General features: G+C 37.7%; 21 protein-coding genes. All 21 read right to left on the minus strand.

Features of this window, described 5'->3' with window-relative positions:
• Nucleotides 1-21: 21 nt before the first annotated feature.
• The 21 genes from AB1498_08825 to AB1498_08925 all read right to left on the minus strand — a co-directional run bounded on the left by AB1498_08825 (nt 22) and on the right by AB1498_08925 (nt 21,624).
• Nucleotides 22-801 carry an FkbM family methyltransferase gene (locus tag AB1498_08825; GenBank protein MEW6088391.1) on the minus strand — a complete coding sequence of 260 codons (780 nt, stop codon included), beginning with the start codon at nt 799-801 and terminating at the stop codon, nt 22-24.
• A 17-nt stretch (nt 802-818) separates the two neighbouring features.
• Nucleotides 819-1,886, minus strand: a complete 1,068-nt coding sequence (locus tag AB1498_08830) for a glycosyltransferase family 4 protein (protein ID MEW6088392.1) — start codon at nt 1,884-1,886, stop codon at nt 819-821.
• Complete coding sequence (locus AB1498_08835; GenBank protein MEW6088393.1) at nt 1,883-3,031, minus strand: glycosyltransferase family 4 protein; 1,149 nt, start codon at nt 3,029-3,031, stop codon at nt 1,883-1,885. The genes AB1498_08830 and AB1498_08835 overlap by 4 nt, the downstream gene beginning before the upstream one ends.
• 12 nt (nt 3,032-3,043) lie before the next feature.
• On the minus strand, nt 3,044-4,513 hold the full coding sequence (locus tag AB1498_08840; GenBank protein MEW6088394.1) for a hypothetical protein: 1,470 nt from the start codon (nt 4,511-4,513) through the stop codon (nt 3,044-3,046).
• An 18-nt stretch (nt 4,514-4,531) separates the two neighbouring features.
• The gene (locus AB1498_08845; protein MEW6088395.1) at nt 4,532-5,764 is read right to left on the minus strand and encodes a glycosyltransferase family 4 protein; all 1,233 of its coding nucleotides are present in this window, start codon (nt 5,762-5,764) and stop codon (nt 4,532-4,534) included.
• 1 nt (nt 5,765) lies between these two features.
• Entirely contained in the window at nt 5,766-7,637 is a 1,872-nt protein-coding gene (asnB, locus tag AB1498_08850; GenBank protein MEW6088396.1) for an asparagine synthase (glutamine-hydrolyzing), read from the minus strand.
• 61 nt (nt 7,638-7,698) lie between these two features.
• The gene (locus tag AB1498_08855) at nt 7,699-8,370 is read right to left on the minus strand and encodes a methyltransferase domain-containing protein (protein ID MEW6088397.1); all 672 of its coding nucleotides are present in this window, start codon (nt 8,368-8,370) and stop codon (nt 7,699-7,701) included.
• Between the two features lie 29 nt (nt 8,371-8,399).
• Entirely contained in the window at nt 8,400-9,557 is a 1,158-nt protein-coding gene (locus tag AB1498_08860; GenBank protein MEW6088398.1) for a CDP-glycerol glycerophosphotransferase family protein, read from the minus strand.
• Entirely contained in the window at nt 9,554-9,970 is a 417-nt protein-coding gene (locus tag AB1498_08865) for an adenylyltransferase/cytidyltransferase family protein (protein ID MEW6088399.1), read from the minus strand. Before AB1498_08865 ends, AB1498_08860 begins: the two co-directional genes overlap by 4 nt.
• Entirely contained in the window at nt 9,967-11,541 is a 1,575-nt protein-coding gene (asnB, locus tag AB1498_08870) for an asparagine synthase (glutamine-hydrolyzing) (GenBank protein ID MEW6088400.1), read from the minus strand. The genes AB1498_08865 and asnB (AB1498_08870) overlap by 4 nt, the downstream gene beginning before the upstream one ends.
• 201 nt (nt 11,542-11,742) lie before the next feature.
• Nucleotides 11,743-12,696, minus strand: a complete 954-nt coding sequence (locus AB1498_08875; GenBank protein MEW6088401.1) for a hypothetical protein — start codon at nt 12,694-12,696, stop codon at nt 11,743-11,745.
• Nucleotides 12,697-12,740: 44 nt separating this feature from the next.
• Nucleotides 12,741-13,730, minus strand: a complete 990-nt coding sequence (locus AB1498_08880) for a kinase (GenBank protein MEW6088402.1) — start codon at nt 13,728-13,730, stop codon at nt 12,741-12,743.
• Nucleotides 13,731-13,754: 24 nt separating this feature from the next.
• Complete coding sequence (locus tag AB1498_08885) at nt 13,755-14,711, minus strand: transketolase C-terminal domain-containing protein (GenBank protein ID MEW6088403.1); 957 nt, start codon at nt 14,709-14,711, stop codon at nt 13,755-13,757.
• Complete coding sequence (locus AB1498_08890) at nt 14,711-15,523, minus strand: thiamine pyrophosphate-dependent enzyme (GenBank protein ID MEW6088404.1); 813 nt, start codon at nt 15,521-15,523, stop codon at nt 14,711-14,713. Before AB1498_08890 ends, AB1498_08885 begins: the two co-directional genes overlap by 1 nt.
• A gap of 17 nt (nt 15,524-15,540) precedes the next feature.
• Nucleotides 15,541-16,500 (minus strand): NAD(P)-dependent oxidoreductase, encoded by a 960-nt coding sequence (locus tag AB1498_08895; protein ID MEW6088405.1) that lies wholly within the window; start codon nt 16,498-16,500, stop codon nt 15,541-15,543.
• Entirely contained in the window at nt 16,493-17,008 is a 516-nt protein-coding gene (locus tag AB1498_08900; protein MEW6088406.1) for a dTDP-4-dehydrorhamnose 3,5-epimerase family protein, read from the minus strand. Before AB1498_08900 ends, AB1498_08895 begins: the two co-directional genes overlap by 8 nt.
• Before the next feature lie 2 nt (nt 17,009-17,010).
• Nucleotides 17,011-17,997 carry an NAD-dependent epimerase/dehydratase family protein gene (locus AB1498_08905; protein MEW6088407.1) on the minus strand — a complete coding sequence of 329 codons (987 nt, stop codon included), beginning with the start codon at nt 17,995-17,997 and terminating at the stop codon, nt 17,011-17,013.
• A gap of 64 nt (nt 17,998-18,061) precedes the next feature.
• The gene (locus AB1498_08910; GenBank protein ID MEW6088408.1) at nt 18,062-18,637 is read right to left on the minus strand and encodes an NUDIX hydrolase; all 576 of its coding nucleotides are present in this window, start codon (nt 18,635-18,637) and stop codon (nt 18,062-18,064) included.
• Between the two features lie 6 nt (nt 18,638-18,643).
• Nucleotides 18,644-19,657 (minus strand): GDP-mannose 4,6-dehydratase, encoded by a 1,014-nt coding sequence (locus tag AB1498_08915; GenBank protein MEW6088409.1) that lies wholly within the window; start codon nt 19,655-19,657, stop codon nt 18,644-18,646.
• Nucleotides 19,654-20,409, minus strand: coding sequence for a nucleotidyltransferase family protein (locus AB1498_08920; protein ID MEW6088410.1), 756 nt, complete (start codon nt 20,407-20,409; stop codon nt 19,654-19,656). Before AB1498_08920 ends, AB1498_08915 begins: the two co-directional genes overlap by 4 nt.
• Nucleotides 20,410-20,442: 33 nt before the next feature.
• Entirely contained in the window at nt 20,443-21,624 is a 1,182-nt protein-coding gene (locus AB1498_08925) for a hypothetical protein (protein ID MEW6088411.1), read from the minus strand.
• Nucleotides 21,625-21,740 lie beyond the last annotated feature (116 nt).

The following is a 21,740-nucleotide window of genomic DNA, read 5'->3' on the forward strand; positions in this document are numbered from 1 at the left end:
TGAGAACAGAAAATATTTTCTCTATTTCGCAATTGTTCCTGTATTCCTGTTTAAATAAACCACATTATCATGCCTGTCCTGTAAATAGAAACCGTGAATATCAATTAACTCTTTTAACATATCATCCACAGATACCGGAACTCCGGCATACGTTGTATTATGTAATTCAAAAAAAATATGCTGGCAGTCACGCAACGCTTCTCTGTCTTGACGAATAATATAGACTTCTTCACCTTCTATATCCGCTATGAGCACAAAATCATTAATATGATAAGCGGATTTCAATTCAAATAAAGTAACCGCTTTAACCATAATAGAATTATGTTGCGGATTTCCACAAGTTAATCTTCCTGTCGTTGATAAATGGCCTGGTGTAAAAAAGACATTATTATTACTTTTTTTATTATAATTAATGGCCATATTGAGGCATTCTACATTATGATATAGACGGTTAAGATTTAAGTTTACAGGTATATGCCTACTCAATGCAGGGTGCGCTTCCACACAAATTAAACAGGCATTTTTATAGAGACGTTTTCTGATGAGTGAAGAAACAACTCCAATAGAACTGCCTAACTCAATAACATCGAACGACTCAGGCAAATACTTTTGAATAAAACGAATCTCTGCACTTTCATATATTTTCCAAAAAAGTTCAGCCTTAGTTGCTGGAGAAATCTCAGGAATTGAAGTATTAAATACCATACCCCTGAAAGGAATTTTATCATTATAGAAATAAGACAAAATTTTTCCTATCAGGGAGATAGTTAACATCCTGGCAATAAATATTTTTATTTTCATTATTTACATAATTTAGTTTAACTGCTTCTAATTTCCGATATAATTTGATGAAATTTTTCAGCCCAATGGGTATGCACGTAAAATGAACTTAACCGTTTGCTCTCGTTATAAACCTCATTTAATTTCCAACCAGGTAAGGAAGCAGCTTCTTTTAGTTTTTCTGATAACTCGTTAACCGATTTTGCTTTAAAAATAAATCCGTTCTTTTTATTTAAAAATTCATAGCGGTTTCCTACCCGATCGCTAAGAATCAAACCACATCCTGTCAGAGCAGCCTCCGAGACAACCAATGGCCAGTGATCTTCTATACTGGGCAGCACTAAAAATCTCGACCGCTTTAAAGCATCGGCTATTTGAAGAGACTGCATAAATGGATGAACTATTACACCCGGACAACTTTCCAGAAGGTTTTTATATTCACCAGCACCATACACGAGGATTTTCCAATCAGGAAAATCCTGATGGAATATCTTGAATGCTTTTGCCAGGGTAGAAACCCCTTTTCGGGCAATAAACTGCCCGATAAAAATAAACTGCTTAGGCCTCTGAGTTAGAATAGGCCCAGGAGTAAAGCAATTAGAATCTGACCCATAAAGGCCCGTATATATCTGTGAAGAAGGCATGCCAAAAAAACGCATAAGGTGAACCGCTGATTCGCCGGGCACCCAAACTGCTGAAAACCATTTTTTATAAAAAAAACGAAATTTAACTGCTCCCATCCATTGCCGTATGTTGTTTTTCCAGCAATTATCTATAAGACATATAACTTTTCCACCATTATCTCTGACTTCTCTCCCTAACTTATTAAATGAAGGAATAAACCAGCCTGCTTGAAAAAAAATATCCGGAATAGATAAATCAATGTCATGCCATGAGTTCACATTTGATTTATCTATCCAGTAAATTTTTTGGCCGAGAAGTTCCTCCGAATCCTTGGTAGACATTTGCGGCATTGTTCCGATAACTATTACAGGATGCCCCAATCTCTTAATACCTTCCCGGATAAGACGGGCACCATAAGCAGGAATACCCGACCATGAAATAGCAATATTAATTTTAGTTCCAGAAGTTTTTACAACATTCACAATATGTCATCCTGCAGCCAATTAATTAATCTATCAGCCTGGTAACTCCAAGTCTTTTTTTTCAACAAAAAGTCCTTTATCTTCATAGAATTTTGGCCTATTCTATTATCAGGCCAATGCAACACATTTTCAATCGTTTTTGCTAAACAATCTTCGGTTTCTTCTTTCAATACTTCAAGCACATCACGATACTCAGGACTAAGTCCAGATGTCCATGTGCTAATAACCGGTTTCCCGTAACTCAAGTATTCTAAAATCTTTGAAGGGAAATTCATATTATTGCCGGGAACACGTGAAGGCCTCGGATTTACCAGAACAGATGCCTGCCTGCACATTTTCTGAAGCTGTGACTCAGGAACAAGGCCGAAAAAACGTATGCGGGAATCTTGCTTGAGAGCGGCCTTCAAATCTGAACTGCTTCCATGTCCACAAATCCAGAGCTCAATGTTAGTATCGCGAATCTGTTCAAAAGCCTTTAGTAAAAAACTGACCCCTCCCCAAACACTCATCATCCCTGTATATAGAACAATTTTTTTATTCTCCGATCCCTTGTTAGACTGTGTTTCCGGGTTAAATCGCAAGAGGCTGATTCCCCCATCTAAATGCAATTTTTTCGGAAAAGGACAATTTTGAAAAGCGTGATAGGACAAAAATACATGGCCTTTCGCCATATCAGCACCAGAAGGATACCGGGCCCAATTAGGACCAGGATCATATTGATCAGCGCATATATCTATCCATGGAACATGGTAATTTTTCTGCGCATAAAGTCCAGCAGTTATACTCTCAGGGTTCGGGTTATAGGAAAATACTGCCAAAGGGTTTCCTCGCTTCTCACAGATTTCACAAATAGCCTTAATATATACCCGGCGTAAACTGGCAACTCTCAATAATGGAATGTTCCAATAATGAACAAAGCGGCTATCAAAACCCGGATCAAGGTCACCAAAACTGCCTGGATTATATTTCCCTCTCGGCCATATGGGTTCGGGTAAATGCGATATCAGAACAATGGAAAATCCCTGCTCACTTAAAGCCTTGATCAATCCTGCCTGCCAGCGGTTAGCGGCAGGACTGGTAGCAGGGTGTTTTACTAAAGAATCTTCACTAAAAATTCCACCCAACCATAACAACCACTTTGCCAATTAGACCTCCATTTATCGTTTTAGTCCAGGTACTAAAGATTGACTTCGTTGAAAAGGCCGCAACTGCCTATTTTCAGATAAAGGGCTATCTTGCAGAAACAAACAATGACACAGCCCGGCCAAACTCCAAATCCAAAATCCCACAGTTTGGTCTGCCGGAAAATCACCCGTTGTCATTCCTACAATACCAACACCCAAAATACCCGCAGCCAAACTCTTAAGAACCGGATCGGTAGATTTCGTCAATACCAAAAGATTATTCTTCAAAGCAAGGAATAAAATAACAAGCATGATTGTCCCAGCGAATAATCCATCAAGCCGTAAAATTTCAAGAGCGGTGTTATGAGCGCCCACTACCCACTCATCGGGAAGACCAGGAGTTTCCAAAAGCAACGGCTTACCGGAAGGAATAACGAAATAAGGCCCTGAAATAATCTGTTTTAATGCTGCATGCCAGAAAGGTAACCGGTCAGACAGTAATTTGGCTTTAAACCTTTCCGCAAAGGTACCATAATAAGAACCATGTGAAAGTGAAGGTTTATAGTCAGGATGATATCCCAGTAAACTGATACCAGCAGAAAAGAACAGAATCCCTAAAATTGCTATACCTCCAATAAATTTCGCAATACGATTACGAAAAATTGAGTTTGGTCTTTTTATTATAGAACCATAAGAAGTGTTGATAAGCGGCTTCTGTTTTTTTTCACCTAAATAAGATAAAAGGACAGATAGCGAAATAATTCCTATAGTAGTTATAGAACCTTTTATCGCATATTCTACTAATAAAAAAAACACCAATATCCCTAACAGACGATATTTAAGCGGCCGATTGTAAATCAAATAGATCGAAAAAGCCCCGCTCAAACCCATGAAAAGGAAACCGTGATGTGACCAATAAACTCCCAAGCACATCAATGAAAACATAATAATAACAAATGGCAGAAGAATGGGAATTAAAATGTCATTTTTCTCCCTTGGCCAATGTTTGGCCAGAATATAGCCATAGAAATAACTTCCTGTAATCATTAAAAAACGTAGGCCGCGCGTCCAGTTAGGATTTCTCGTCTGGTAGGCTAAATAAAACCCGATCAAAACAGGCAAAAAAGCTGTTAACCAAAGTGATAAAAGAATTTTTGGAAATTGTGATTTAAAGGTTCTAGGTCGAACAAGTTTCTCCAGAAAAACCCGTAAACTAATAAAACCACAAGCCACTGTTTCGACATTTATAGGTAATCCTGCCACAATAACATATTCTCTAAACTCATCAGGTATTGACCCATCATTGATATTATAAAAATAATAACGCGTTAAATACAGTAAAAACAGCCCCAAAATACCATCCGGCCTACCACGCATTATAAGCCAAAAAGATAGGCAAATGCCCAGAAAGGTTGACAGTGTAACACTAATAAAAGACAACAAAAAACAAGAGAAACAAACAACAGTAATAGGAATAAACAAACTTGTTTTTAAATAATTCATTACAAAATGTTAATCCTTTCAGCCAAGAATTGAATCATAAATTCCGGTTATTTTGGCCATTTGCCGCTTAATATTAAAATCTATCCGCGCCTTATTAAAAGCATTTTCACCCAGTTCTCTCATTTTATCCGAATCTAATAAAAGTTCCTCCAATGCCCCAGCTAAAGCATCCGGAGAATTGGGTTTAACTAAAAGACCAGTACGCCCATGTTCAATCAGCTCATTAATCCCACCCAAATCCGACCCGATAGAAGGTTTCCCCATGGCTGCGGCCTCAATAACTGGCCGGGCAAAATGAGGCTGAGTAGCAGGGAAAACGATTATATGGCTTGCGGCAATAAAAGGCGTAATATCTTCCTGAAAGGGCAAAAATTTCAAGTGGGATTGTATGCCCAACTCATGGACTTGTTTCTCCACTTTCTGCGCTAACACACCCGATCCAAACAACGATAAAATTTTTCTTACCATCAACGAAACTAATCTCCCGGACGACAAAAGATTCGAACCGGCCAAAATACAGACAAAATTCGGAACTGAATCGCGAACCAAACTTAGCGCGTTTAGAAGCACCTGTATCCCATTGATTTCTGAAACCCCTCCCAAAAATAATATTATTTTAGTATTTTCAGGTATCCCCATTTTTATCTTTATGCCGTTAGGAGAAACATCCGGATTAAATTTTTTTAGATCAATAAAGTTGGCTATAACACATCCCCGCGATTTGCCTATCCAGTTTTCCCAATCATAGTGAGAAATAAATATCACCTCGTTACCGTATTTTTTAAGCAAAAACCTCATAAAATTTGTTCTCAGGCCAAAATATCCTTTCACCGAAGCTTCACGGACATGCCAAACAAAAGGAATACGACCTTTTGCCAAAGCCATGGCTGAAGGAACCAAAACAACAGAATTAAGATGAACTAAATCAGGTTTTACTTTTGCAACTAAATCCAAAGTAAGACGCATAGATTGTTTCCAATGGATAAAACTTTGTACCAAAGAAAGGCATCCTAAAGGAGAACTCAAACAGGCCCAAGAAGCAGTGGTATGCTCAAAAGTATAAATTCCAGGAGCAACTACTACTGTAAACCCTGCCTTTTCATAAAAATTAATTACTTCCATACAAGGACGGATAAGAGCAACGACGGGCTCAAATCGCGAAAGGTCGAGACCCTGTAATGTATAGAGCAGACTCATACACGAACCGCCCAAGCCGCCCGCATGTTGAATATAAAGAATCTTTCTTTTCATTTTAATTCAATTTTATCCGTTTTTTCTCAAGCCATGAAAGCAAAATTCCCCATGCCCAAAGCGATCTTGGAGGTCTGTCTTTACGAAGCATGCTGTATAGGCTTCGAAGATAAACCGGACGAAATATTTTTTTTGCAGATTCGCTATTTAAAAGTTCTTCAAAACATGGTTTCAAATCGCCTTTCATCCAGCTGATAAAAGGTAATTCAAATCCCATCTTAGGACGATCTCGTAATTTTTCTGGTAAAAATTCCGCTACAGCATTAATAAAAATTTTTTTTGTTTCTATATCACTTAACTTGTGTGCCGCAGGCAGCGCATAAGCAAATTCAACCAGAGGATGATCCAGAAGCATTGGTCGAACCTCGAGACCGTGCGCCATACTCATAACATCCCCATCCCGAAGCAAAGTGCTTAGTAAATAACCTTTCATCTCAGCATAACTGGTTTGTTGAACTTCATCCGCATCAGCCATTAACAATTTCTCTTGACCTTCTACAAGACGTTTACGAAAAGATTTGCACCATTCAGGTTGTACAGCATCTTCAAACTCAAAATTCTCCAGAATGCGCCGCAGCATTGTCAAACGTTCGACTGAGCTTGCTAATTTGAAAAGCAAACGCAATGTAATAAAGTTCGGTCTCAGTTTATGTGTTTTTTCCAGAAGATTATATATAATCGGATTAGGATTGGATATCAATTTTTTATCTTCTGCAAGCCAGCGAAAATGTGTATACCCTGCAAAAAGCTCGTCTCCTCCAAGGCCGGATACGCAAACTTTAACATAATACCGGGATGCATGAGAAATTATCCATGTGTTGGTCCCGTCGATACTTGGCTGATCAATAGCTGTTACTATTTTCTCAAATATTTTCGATGCATCATTTGAAGTTATTACTATTTCCTCATGTTCGCTTTTTAAATAATCAGCCGCTATACGGGCATATTTCCGTTCGTCAATGGCACTATGCGTATTCTCAAAACCTACTGAAAAGGTCTTTATTTTTCTCCCGCTTACAGCACTCATTAATCCAACAACTGCAGTCGAATCGATTCCGCCGCTCAAAAACGCTCCTACCGGCACATCTGACACTAAATTATAGCGAGCGGCATCCTGAAGAAATATCTTCAATCTCTCGGATGCTTCATGGAAACAAACATTACGTAGTTCCTTTCTAAGTTCAGCAGTTTCTTCATGAAGGTCCCAATATTTAACAAACCGTTTCTTATTTTTACAAACCTCCATCCAATGTCCGGCTGGAATTGCCTTAATTCCTTTAATTATTGTCTTCGGCTGGAATACCGCTCCCACAGCTAAATAATCCAGCAAAGCATCCGGATCAATCTCCCGGTTTATCCATCCATTTTCCAAAAGGCCGCGCAATTCAGACGCAAAAAAAAGTTGGGAAGCATTTTCATAATATAGTAACGGTTTGATTCCCAATCTGTCCCGGACAAGTATCAGCTCAGGACAACCTGGAGAAGGATATCTATCAACCAATGCAAAAGCAAACATGCCCCGCAGACGTTTAAAAGAATCCCTACCCCACTTTAAATATGCCGCAAGAATAACCTCTGTATCCGAGTTGGAATAGAACCGGCACCCAAGGGCTTCCAACTCAGACCTTAATTCTTTGAAATTATATATCTCTCCGTTAAAAGCAATCCATAATCGCCCGTTAGCGTAAGACATAGGCTGATGGCCTTCGGGTGATAAATCAATAATTGAGAGCCTGCAATGACCAAGTGTAACAGGAATCTCCTGATTGTTCCATATTCCACTTCCATCCGGTCCGCGATGGGATTGGACATTTATCATCCTTCCAACTGTTGCTTCATCTGAAACTCCATATATACCGGCAATTCCACACACAATTATACACCTCAAATAATATTAAACGAACCTATTGCCACACAAAAAGATATGAGCGAATTCACTGTTTACATGCAACAACGTGAACAGAGCTATCATTGAGTCGATACAATTTGCTCGGTGTTTCATTTTTATCAAGGATATTAAATCCAACATCCCGTAACTTTTTTGTCATCGAATATGAATCGTACATCAAGCGGTGTTGCAACCCAAAACCTCCGAAAAATTCTAGCAATCGATACTTGAGAGAACCTCTTGATTCATTGCTAAGTAAAGTTGCCCTAATAAAATCGTCAGCGGCTCGAGATTCTGCATCCCTATTTTTAAGTAGATACCGCTCTGCCTGCTCTTTGAGATCTGGGACGATGACGTGCAGCGTAGCCCCTGTCTTCATCACGCGATAAAAATCTCTAATAATTCTCTCCATCTCAATAGGAAATACATGCTCCAAAAAATGCGAACATAGAATGTGGTCTACAGAATTATCAGGAAAAAATAAAGTAGTTCTGCAATCATGCTTAATTAACAACACCTTTTTCATTGCTTCACAATACTGTTCGATAATCTCAGAATATTTTCGCGGCACAATTCTCTTGATTAACTTAAAATATTTTAATAAATACAGAAATATAGTGTTATCAAGATTGACAAACTCCTCCAGTACATAGGTTGATGATGCAATATTTAACCAGATTTCACCCTTCAAGTTTCTATAATAGTCAACATTTCTCACTTCTTATTTACCTCCTATCACCTACATTTTCATAAAATCCTTTCAATAAATTCCCATAACCGCTTTGAGGATTCTCCATCCTTATAACGGTGATGAAGGTTTCTCATCCATGCGCGCTTCTCTCTATAGTAATCTTTTTCAGAAAGACAATATAAAATTTCCTTTTGCAGTGTATCTTGATTAAATACCTTTGGCCCAGGAGCCCAATTTTCAAACGATTCTATAAGAAATCCTCTTGCAGCACTATACGAATCAACATCAACAGGCGCGAATATTATTGGTTTATCAAATAATAAATAGTCATAAAAAACAGAAGAATAATCTGTTATTAACATGTCAGACGCATTCAATAGCTCATATAAATCAAGGCTGTTCGCAACAAGATCCGAGTCTTTAAGTATAAGCATATTTTTTAAAGGATAATCACGAAAATAACTAATAATTAAAGCTTCTTCATGCGGGTGCGGTTTAAAAATTATTTTACATTTGTTTCCCTCTAAAAATTTATCAAAGCCCTCCGGGGAAAATTTTACAAAACCAAATGGATTATTATAGTTTTTATTCCCCTGATTTTTACCGTAATAGTCTCTAAAAGTCGGCAGAAAAAAAACAAGTTTATCATCCTTTATTTTCTCACCGAATATTTTCTTTACATTGGACATTCCTTCTGAAACAAAAAGAAAGTCGTTCCTTGGTGCCCCCGTAATTATATACTTGTTTGAATTGGTAGGCATACATGCGTTTAAAAAAGTATTGCATGTTTCTGAATAAGACATTATATAATCAACTTTAAGCCAGTCTTTTTGAGTTTTAAATACGCTGTCAGGTTTATTATCCAGCATAACTCCATTTTTTTTAACAAATACTCCGTGCCACAGTTGTAAATGTATATGTCTTTTGCTCGGCTTGTACGAGGCATGAGTAGTAACTATCAATTGCGCAGAGGATATTAATCTATACTTTTTAATAAAATGCGTAAAACCTTTCCCGTCTAAAGCGGAATCCTGATATAGAATTATTTCATACTTCTTTTTCGTATCCTCACCGGCTAATTTCCATAATGCATAACTATTTGAACCCGACCATGATTCCTGCATAAAAAGAATTCTATTCTTCTTACATTTTGTAATAACCGTAATAATATCACGGCCTATTTTTCTAATTATTTTTTTAAATAAATTATTCATCCTTTTCTCAAATTAATTAAAACCTCATTTATTAAGGTCGATGATGTTCCTTTTGTATAAGGGAAATAAACGATCTTTACTCCAACATCTTTAAACCCAGCCTCCATTTTTTCCCATTTATTTTCTTTGTACCAATCATCTCCTACAAACATTATGTCAAACTTCAGTTTCTCCCAGGCCTCAAATTTATTCATTGTCTCCTGTGGAATTACAGCATCTACATATCGAATACTGCGTATAATCTCCATGCGCTCTGTAAATGGGATAACTGCCTTTTTGGCCTTGTAGGATACCAACTCGTCAGTAGTAACTCCAACAATAAGTTTATCGCACATGGATTTTGCGTTTCGCAACAGGTTTAAATGCCCAATGTGGAACAGGTCGTAAACACCAGTCGTGTAACCAATAATCATAGATTTACTCCTTTCAATTCGGTAAAGTTAATATCAGCACCAAATAGTTCCGACAAATTAAATTCAAGCCATTGGTCCACTGGAGTCGCGGCTTTCGGCAAACCAAATGAAATATTGTCTAGCGGAACGGGGAAACCAACCTTTTTGCGTCGAATAATCGGCTCTGGAATTAAATCCCGAAAGATGCGCTTTAACGGGCTTTTAATCTCACCGTCCTTCATACGATAACTAAACGCTACACCTGCCATACGTTCAATTAACGGATGACAATCCACAAAAGGAACACGCGCCTCCACTGAACATAGCATTGTCGAATTATCGAGCCGGCGCAGCAAACCGTGGAGATGCGCCACTTGAAAAAAATGTGCAACAATATCCAGCGGATTCTTTCGATGCATAAACGGACACAATGCATCTTCCACAATCTCCAGATCATTATGTGAACCATAGGCGTATAATTGGGTAAACTTCGCAACATCCCATGTCTTCGCTTCAGACGCCCACCGAAAAATCCTGTCATACCCGAAAAAAAGTTCATCCGCACCTTCTCCGCTTAGAATAACAGTATTTTCTTTTTTGACTTCGCTGGTCATTTTATATAGAAGAATTTCATTGGGCACTGACAATGGTTCACGCCGCTTTTTAATCATCCAGCGTCCCAGTGTGACAAATTCCTCGGATGTAATTAACACCTCGTGGTGCTCACTATTAATATGTTTAGAAGCCAACCGAGCCCATTTAAATTCATTATTTTCAGTAAATCCAACTGTCCATGTATGCGGTTTTTGAGCCAATGCTGCTATAATAGTGCTATCCAAACCGCCGCTAAGATAAGAACCAACAGGCACATCTGAAATAAGTCTCTGTTGAACAGACTCAATAATCAGCTGCCTTAGTTCATCATCTGTCGGCGGATCCTGATAAGTTTCGGGAAACTGCCAATAACGGTGTATATGCCCTGATAGCATATAACACCCTGCAGGAAACATCTCAACTCCCTCATATGCGGTCCTTCCATTAAAAAACGTTCGCAGTTTCAGATATTGACGCAGTCCAATCGGATCGGCTTTACTGCAACCAGTCAATTTTAATATGGGCGCTATCTCCGATGACAATACTAATTCCCCGTTTCTTCGATATATATAAAGCGGCTTTACACCAAGTCTATCCCGCGCCACAAATATATCCTGTGTTATTGTATCCAGAATTATAAAGGCAAACATTCCATTAAGCCATTGCAAAAATTTTGGGCCATATTTAGCATATAATTCAACAATAACTTCCGTGTCGCTTGTGGTTTTCAAAGGAGTTATATTATGCTCACGGGCTAACTCCCTGTAATTATATATTTCACCATTAAAAATTATAACATGGCGTTCATCACGGGAATAAAAAGGTTGATTACTACGATCTTCCATGTCCAAAATCTTCAGCCTCTTATGGCCTATTTGAATATTCGTAATTTTTACATAACCCATTGCATCAGGGCCGCGATGATGAAGCAGTTCCAATGCAGATAAAAACTCCTTCTTGGAGTATTTATTATCGGAAGTTAATAAGATTCCACACATTATAACCTCTATTTTCCTCATTTAGAAATAAAAACCATCCACAATGCTTATTTATCCATTTATTTATTTGAGGGGTCGGGGTGTTTCGACCACTCATCCTGAGGAACGAAGTGACGAAGGATCTAAAAATATACAAGAGCCCCTTCGCTTTGCTCAGGGTGAACAGTCGGGAAAACTCCCCGCCTGCTCATTTACTTATCTTTATTTAATAAACTCCCAATCATCATCTGGAGCACAAACAACTCTTCCCCACTTATTTTTTGGATCCGCCCACACCTCAAAGACATATCCCGCATCAATACAAGGCACATTAAGCGGCTCCATTTGTACCATAATATTGGCCTTTCCAATCCCTGCGCCAACCAATGCCAAATCTACATTCCCAATGAAAGGGCCCATATCCACGGAATCATATAATGACCTTTTCAAAGAAATCGAACACCACTGAACTTCTAACACTCCTTCCCGCTTCAAACCTTCTATTATTTTCTGCTTTTTTTCTCCTGTTTGTCCGTTCACAACCAGAACCCTGCGGTTTTTTAACAATTCACCGCGCCGTGGACCAGTGAGCAAAGCGTAAACAAAATAAAATGGGTAATAGTTATTATTATTTATGATTATTTTTTTCCCCTTTAGCCACCGTTCAAGCGCTGGGAAATACCGTTCTTGAAATGGAACATTCGTGTAATTCAGATGAAGTGCTAATATTCCGTTTTCACTTATTTTACGTATCATTTGAGGATAATCCACACGTGCTTTGCGCCACTCATCAGCAGAATATTCTCCCGAATGATAATGTCCTTCAGTAAACGGTCCAAGCCCGCCATTCAGAAGAATCCGGTGTTTAAACCGGCTAAGTTCCTGTTTTAATTTTTGAACAAACGGCAATCTTATATCGAAAGGTTGTTCCCCCAGTAAAAAAAGAAACTCGCCATCACTCATCCTGCAAACGGGCAGGAATTGGCGGCCGCACGCATTAACCAACTTATCTATAAACTCATTATACCACTCTTCGCAGCCACGTTTTTTTAACGCAAGTGTCTTACTGCTGCCCGGGACACAACTTCTTTCAAAACCGGGAATAACAAATTCGATACTCTCAGGAAACATCTGCATTTGGTATTCCTTTGGCAATTTCACTGGTATCTGTTCCATTTTTCTTGCTAATATCCTCCTGATATAATTATTTTAAAAATCAGCTATGTAGAATAAAACACCAGATGAGATCCAAGATTTTCGAACCGGATGGGGACAAGAAGCAAGTCTTTTAATTTTTCTTTAACATTATCCTGCCTTTCAGGAGGAACAAATAAAAGAATAAAACCTCCGCCTCCGGCTCCGCATAATTTTCCACCTATGGCCCCGGCATTAATTGCCGTTGTGTAAATATCATTTATATTCCCATTAGAAATAAGTTTCGTGAGATTTCTTTTTAACATCCATGACTCGTTGAGCAATTTTCCAAATTCGTGGAACCGTTCAACAGGCCCACTAAGAATATTAATGGCCTCGTCCACCATTTCTTTCATCAAATTAAGTTCATTAATCTTCTGGGGGGTCTTTTCAATTTGCTCTTTAGCTAACTCGCTTGAATATCTCGGATACCCCGTGAAATAAAATAAAAGACAATGTTGAAGATATTCCAGTTTTTCTTCATTGACGGGAATGGTCTGGACAAAAATGTCATCTTTTTTGCACCCGAACTCAATTCGATTGAAGCCGCCAAAAGCAGCTGCAATCTGGTCCTGTGACCCTACCGGCTCGCCTATTAAATTTTGTTCAACATGGATAGCATCAAAAGCAAGCCTTCTTTTTGTAACTGCCTCTCCTTTCAATGCGTATAATGCATTCAGCAAACCTACGGTAAATGATGAACTTGACCCAATGCCGGACATGGCGGGAATATCACCGGTGTGCACAATTTCAACACCTCGTTCTATCCCCATATGTTTCAGGCATTCCCGAACAGAAGGATGAATAATTTCATCAATAGTTTGTGTTTCTTCTTTATTCGTATATCTTATACGAAACTTATGATCAAAAAACGGGGGTAAATAACGGCACGTTATATAGCAATATTTATTGATGGTTGTACTTAAAACAACACCGCCATGTTTTCTGAAAAAAACAGGGTAATCTGTACCGCCGCCGAAGAAAGATATTCGAAACGGCGTTCTTGTTATTATCATAATAAGTCAACTCCTTAACAAATATTATTCCATAATTTTTGTAATTGTTTCTATTATACTTTCTTCGTCAAGATTATTTATTTTATGCAGATATTCCCTGTCACCCACTTCAAACACATAACCATCTCCAAAACCAAACGCATTCAATTCAGATGAAAATTTATTTCTTCTCAAAATATTCGATATTAATGAATCTAAACCGCCTTTATCAATAAATCCCTCTTCCATGGTAAAAATATATTTATATTTACTCATCACTTCGGAAAGCCTCTTTTCATCAAATGTCTTTAATAGAAAAAAATCAATATGGCCGGCATTAATATTTTTTTCCTTTAATATATTGACAACTTTGAGCGCTTTATGAGTCATATACCCTGTTGATATAATACAAACATCTTTCCCATTCTTTAATTCGTAAAAACCTTTTTCTATAACTATCTCTTTTTCATTATTATATATGGAAGGTTGAGCCTTGCCGTCCAGCCGTATATATTTAGGTTTATTGGTATTAAGCGAAAATTCAACAAATTTTTCCGCCATAATGTGGTCACTCGGTGAAAACACAACAATATTAGGCAGAACCCTGATTATCGGTATATCTTCAAAACAATGATGAGTAGGGCCTGTCACATCATAACTTAATCCGGCGCCGACACTAATCATATTTACATTTAAATTTCTTATCTGAGACATCAGGGATAAATTTATTCTTATTTGCTCATAACATCTCATGGACAAAAATGGCGCAATCGCATAGGCATAAACTATATAACCCTCTAATGCCAAACCGGTTGAAACATTTATAAGATTTTGTTCCGCGATTCCCACATTAATGAATCTCTCTTTAAAATCTTTCCTTAATTTGTCCAAAACAGGAGAACCAAAATCAGCCGACACAAAAAATATTTTATCATTGTTGAACATTCTTTCATATATTTTTTCTATCAAAGCATCACGCATTGTTTTTGGGTTATTATTCATTATTTCTCCCGAAGCAATTTATCGATTTCCTCCGCTTTTAACGCCTTTATATGGCATAAGGAATCTGTTTCCAATCTCGGAACACTCTTGCCTTTTATTGTATTTGCGATCAACACTTTAGGTTTATTGATTTCATCTTTTTTAAAAGATAGTAAACTATCATATAATTCTTTAATATTATGTCCGTCCACAATCTTTGTTTTCCAATTAAAAATCTCGAATTTTTTGTCCAATGGTTCTAAATTCAAAATTTTCGCACAATAATCAAGCATACATATTTTGTTGTTATCAATAATTAATATCAGATTATCTAGATTATGATGGGCTGCAAACATAACGGCCTCCCAAACAGAACCTTCATATAATTCGCCATCTCCGGATAAAACAACAACTTTTTCTTTCTTACCTTTCTTTTTTAGCGCCAAAGACATACCGCATGCCACCCCTAAACCATATCCTAAACTGCCATTAGCCGTTTCATAACCGGGTATTGAACAGTCCGGAATATCCCCTAAAATTGATCCTGGTTTACCTACCATTCTCAGATATTTTGAATCAAAATATCCGAGATCTGCAAGAATCGGATAAAACGAAACTGACCCATGCGCTTTACTGATAATAAATCTATCCCTGTTTTCAGAGTGAATGTCTTTCGGATCAAATTCTAATATTTCTCCGTAATACAATACTGTAAGAATTTCCACACAAGACAAGGCCGACGCCAATCTAATTCCGGGCGCTATTTTGTGAATCTTTAAAGTTTCTTTCCAAACCCAATCCGACTTTTCTCTTAAAAAATCAAAATTTACCATATTTTTATATTAATTTATTATTTATAATATTTCTTATACCATTCCATAGTCTTTTTAATTCCGGTCTTAACATCAGTTTTTATTTTAAAACCTAACAGCTTCGCTGCTTTTTCTGCATTAATAAGACGTATTGGAATCATTGACGGTTTGCTGGAATCATAGGTTACAACGGCATTTTTAAACCCTTCGACCTCAAGGCACATATTGATAATCTCTTTTACGCTGTAGCCTTTTCCATAGGCGATATTTACAGGCTCATAAGTTTCAATCTTTTCTGCCGATAAAATAAGCGCCTCTATAAAATCATCAATATATATTAAATCCCTGACATCATCACCATTCCCCCATACGTTAATCGGATTCTGTCTTTCAATAATTTTTCTTATTGTCGCGGCCATCATATGGGAAGTGGCAAAATCAAAATCATCATACGGCCCATAAATGTTTGACGGCCGCACCACTACCGTCGGCATAGGATTTTTTAATTTTGTTGAATACATTCTGCATAAAATCTCAGTATATCTTTTCATCCACGCGACACCAAAATAGATATCATACGGATCCCCGTTAAACATTTCTTCTTCTTTCACATATCTATCATCAGACGGTGGATAAGCGGCATTGCTGCTCAGCCATATAAACTTTTTTACTTTCGCAAAATACGCAGCCTCAAGCATTTGAGAATTCATTATTATATTCGGAGTCACATGCACAAGCGGGGTTGATGCTATTACTGCTGCGCCGGAAGTATTCGCCGCACATAAAAAAACATAATCCATACCATCAACAACTTTTTTGCAATCATCCATATTCAGTAAATTACATTTAACATACTCAATTCTTTTATCAATAATAACAGCATCTTTTCTGTACAACGTAGCCCTGACATTAGCACCTAAGGTTAATAATCTATTAATTAAATTTGCACCAACAAAACCAGTTCCGCCTGCAACCAGTACTTCAGCATTTCTAAACATTTTCACTCCCTTCATCTCGCCTTGAAACCATAGGATTTTTTACTGGCCACCATATATTTATTTTTGGATCATTCCATAATATAGTAAACTGCCCCGCCCTGTTGTAATTTGTAGACTGTTTATAATGAAACATGGCCTGTTCACTTAAAACAAGATGCCCATTCCCGAATTTCGGAGGGACCAAAACCTGTAATCTGTTAGTTTCCGATAGAACAAAAGATTCCCATTTACCAAACTGAGGAGAACTCTTGTCCCAATTAATAACTACAAGATAAAATTTTCCATATAGACAAGAAACTAATTTATATGTATCATTATCTCCATGAATACCTCTAAGAACATGTTTTGAGGATACTGAAATATCATCTTGCATAAAATTGACATTAATACCTGCTTTCCGATAAAGACCATCGTTATAAATTTCTATATAACTTCCCCTGAAATCTTCAAAAATAGTAGGCGGCTTTATAAGTAAAACCCCTTCAAGTTTTGTTTTGCTGACTTCCATAATTACTCCTTAAAATAATTTTTTTTATTCAAATATTCATTCTGATTTTTTAAAAACCAGTTCCATGTTTCTTTTAATCCATCCAGTAAAGAGGTTGTTGGGTTATAATCAATTAGCTCTGCTGCCAGAGAAATATCCATAACCCGTTTGGGGAATCCCGAAGATTTTGTTGTATCAAACTTATAATTAAAGTCAATAAAGCTATTTAATGTTTCTACCAGTTCTTTAATAGTAACGCCTTTGCCACTGCCTAAATTAACAAAACCGGATTTTGTCCCGTGATAGAGCGCGAGAATAACACCTTCAGCCACATCTCTGCTATACGCAAAATCTCTTACCGCGGTTCCATCACCCCAAATTGTTACCGGATTTTCTTTATTATAAATTCTATACATCAAACTCGGTATTACCATTGCATTATCCGGATCAAAATTATCGCCCGGGCCGTATACGTTACAAGGCCTGACAATGGCAAAATTTTCCAGGCCGTATTGAATTTTATAAGCCTGGACCTGAAGTTCGGCCATTCTTTTCGCCCATCCTGGAAACATATCCATCGGCGGGCCTTCAAGATTTTCGTTTTCTTTAAATATTTCCGCGCTGGAGTAAGCGCCTATAGAACTTGTATAAACAACCTTTTGAACTTTATTGATTCTGCTTGCCTCCAAAACATTAGTATTAAACATCAAAAGAGGAACAAAAAAACTTGCGGGTTTTGATTTTGTAACTTCGACAGAACCTTTTATTCCAGCCATATGGAAAACAAAATCCATATCTTTTGTCACTTCTTTGCAGAATTCAAAATTCGTAAGGTCTCCGAAAATATGTTCTGCTTTATCATTTACATTAACCTTATCCAAGGAAACTATCTTTACGTACACCCCAGTATCGCACAAAAGATTAACAACCTGTCTTCCAATAAGGCCTGTTCCCCCTGTTATCAAAACACTTTTCCTTATAAAACTTTTCAATATATTGTCCCTTATCATTTAAATCTCCCATTAAAACATTTACTTTCTGCATGATCAACTGGAATTATGGAACCAACAAAACTTATATTTTTATGATTTTTCTGTTTATCAGATATTTAGCAATAATCGCAATCTGAAAGCCGATATAAATTTCACCTTCTGCAATCTTTTCAAGAATATCATTAAATGTAAAGCATTCAACGCTTACAATTTCATTGTCATGAACTCCCCTTGAGTCAAACTCCTGCCGTGTAAGGTGGATTTGGAAAATATATGGAAGAACAGGACTACGCAACATGTGTATAAGCGGGGGCAGCATCTGGAATCTATTAAGATCAGAGATAAGAATTCCAGTTTCTTCAGCCAGTTCTCTGCCCGCTGTTTCAACAGGCAATTCGTTATCTTTCAAACCTCCCGCAGGGACCTCAAGAGTTCTATCGGCAACAACAGGCCTGTCAACCCTCACCATAACTATCGAATTATTGTCCACGATTGGCAAAATAAGTACCTGCGGCATGTTGTATTCTACAGTAAAGTAACCTTTTCTATTGCGCACCGCAAACCATGGATTTTCATGTACTGTTTCCACCGGTATCAGTGAAAAACACTGAGCTTCCACCAGTCTTGGATCATTTAATAAATATTTTCTTCCGTCCATCTTTTTCTATCTTGTCAGAAAAACTCTGCCTAATTTAAGCCTTTCCCTCCAATAATCAAGCAAATCCTGCATAGTTTTTTCGAAAGGTATTCTTGGTTTCCAGCCTGTGTGCCTTTCAAACTTGCTTGTATCCGGCACCTGAAGATCGGCATCTAAAGGACGAAACCTTGAAGCCTCAGTCTCAACTCTAATTATATTTTTATGAGTCGAAATCGAAATTAAATACTTAAGCATTTCTCCAACTGTACATGAAAAAGTCCCGCCAATATTATAGTACTCACCGGGTAACGGATTAACAGTGACCAGCATATAATATGCCCGAACAGCATCTCTGACATCCGACCATGTACGTAAAGAATCTAAATTACCGGTCTTTACTACGGGTGCAATCAACCCTTTCTCAATCATCGCAATTTGTTTTGCAAAAGTGGATTCGGCAAATATATCTCCTCTGCGTGGCCCGGTGTGCGTAAACATCCTGGTTACAACAATTCTCTGGCCATAAGCTTCTGCATGAAATCTGGCTATAAGATCAGTTCCTGTTTTGGATATCGCATAGGGAGATGCCGGATGAAATGAACATTCTTCATTAATCGGCAATTTATCTTTTTTTACGCGTCCAAAAACTTCAGAAGATGAGCATACATGGATAACGGGGTCGATTCCTTTGCATTTTCTTAATGCTTCCAGCAATCTTTCAGCGCCTAGAATGTTTGTATCAAGTGTTTGTATGGGAGATGTAAAACTTGTACTCGGGTAACTCTGGGCGGCTAAATGAAAAACAAAATCCGGCCTGCTTTCTTCAACAACATTTTGCAGTGATATATAATCACATAAATCGCCATACATAAAACATAAACGGTCTTTTTTATTAGCTCTATTGAGAAGGTGTTCCACATTATCCATAGAACTGCGCCATCGGCACATCCCATAAATATCCCAATCTGTATTTTCAAGTAAAAAATCCGCCAAATGGGAACCAACCATACCGGTAATACCTGTAATCAACGCTTTTTTCATTGTTCATTACTCCCAAATTTTTCAGCCTTAGTAAACCTTTTTACCTTTTTAAAAAAATTTTCTGCTTCCTTATACGAATCCGGTGTGCCTATATCGATGAATTCTGCATCCTGCGGAAATGCAAACAATCCGTTACCAATCATTTTTGGGAAGAAATCTTTTTCAAATGAAATATTTTTCTTTTCCTGCATTGATGCTATTAATTCACGGTTTATACAATATATTCCGCTATTGATCCACCCACTTCCTTTATTTGCTTTTTTCTCATCAAATGAAGTAATCATGTAACTTGAATCAAAATTAACACAGCCGTACCTGCTCACATCCGGCACCTGAACTAACAAAAGCGTACATGATGCTTTTATTGCAGTATGCCATTCTAATAAAGTTTGCGGATTAATGTTGCAGTACGAATCCCCGTTAAAAATCATAATAGCGTCAGATTTTACCATACCCGCCGCGTTTCTCACTGCGCCTGCCGTACCTAAAGGCTCATTTTCTTCTGAATAACGCAGGTAAAGTGTCTTGTATCTATCACCTAAAAGGTTTTTGACTTGCCCACTCATAAATCCCGTACATAAAATCACATCTTCACCGCCGGCATTTGAAATCTGATCCAGAATAAATGTGATAAACGGGTTTCCCATGATATCGGCAAGAGCCTTTTGACGGTCAGATACTATTGGCCGCAGCCTTTTACCGAAGCCTCCACAGAGAATTAATGTGCTAATTTCAGAAAAAATATTTTTCAAGATTATAGACAGAAATTAAATAGCCGTGATATCTTAAACATCAAGCCATGCAGTATCCGAACAATCACGTATTTCTTTCGCATACGCATCCCACTCTGCCCTCCGTATCACATATTGTTCCAATTCTTCAGCCCCCAGCCCCCAATCATTGCCATTATAAACTATCTGGCGTTTCCCGTCTTTCATTTCATCTATTGCTTCCCAATATTCTTTATAACATCCTGAGCTGATTTCAGGTTTTTTATCCTTATTCTTTTCTTTTAATGTTTTTGGAGTAAGCTTACTCTTTAACTCCCCAAGCTTTAAAGCCCCGATGAAAAACATTAAACAGCTGGCAAGCTTATCCGAAAAACAATAGAAAAGTATTTTATCGCACAATCCGGGAATCGTACTTCTCCACCGGGAATCGTGGTCAATATGATAAATACAGCATTCATCAGGAAGCATTTCTTCTTTAATCCCCTTTAAATAAGCCATATTGCAAAGCAAAATTTCCACCCCCAGACCCAAATTATCCCTTTCAGGAAAACCCCTCAAAGAATGCCATGATTCCCTCGACATTAATAATAAATCTGCTCCATTAAGATGCAAATTGGGGAAATCCCGATTACCGGCATTGATATCAAGATTCCTACTTCTTAAGTGTTGTTTTTTTTTCCTCACTACTGGAATGCTAATGTTGCGAGTGTGAATCCAGATAACATTTTTCCTGCAGAATTCCAATAAATCAGCCGACGATACTTCCAATATATTTCTGTTTACATCCTGCCTGTCCGTCCTGTATATCTTATCAGCCTCAAGAATTTCTTTGGCAACAAACTCTATTAATTCATCGGAAAATAAAATATCAATGGATGTCATCAGAACAAACTTTCCCCGTGCCCTTTTAAGTCCCGCGTTTTGTGCCACACTGAAATTGTAAGGTGTTTTATCCGAATCCTTGAAGCGTGTGTGAATTGACGATGGAACAACCAAATACCTGATTGTGCAATATTTTGTCTCTTCAGGCCAGCATAATACATCTTTTAAAAGAGGTTTATGAGAAGGAGGATTATAATCCGTTAATATTACTTCCGATTTAAGTTTATATTTTTCAAGCTGGCCTATGACGGAACTAAGTGTTGTCTGTGTCCGTTTAAACATATTGCCACCGTGATCATCATTTCTTGAGCTGGTAACAATGCTTAAATATGGAGACTCGTGAACATCATTCATATCTATTACACATACTCCTTTATATCGCCATTCCTGCCCCTCCCTCGAGTGCCAGCAGAATTTTTACGCTCTAACAATTTGCCGAATCCCCTTCAAAACAGTTTTAACATTGTCAG

The sequence above is a fragment of the bacterium genome (assembly GCA_040754625.1).
Taxonomy (GTDB): domain Bacteria; phylum JACRDZ01; class JAQUKH01; order JAQUKH01; family JAQUKH01; genus JAQUKH01.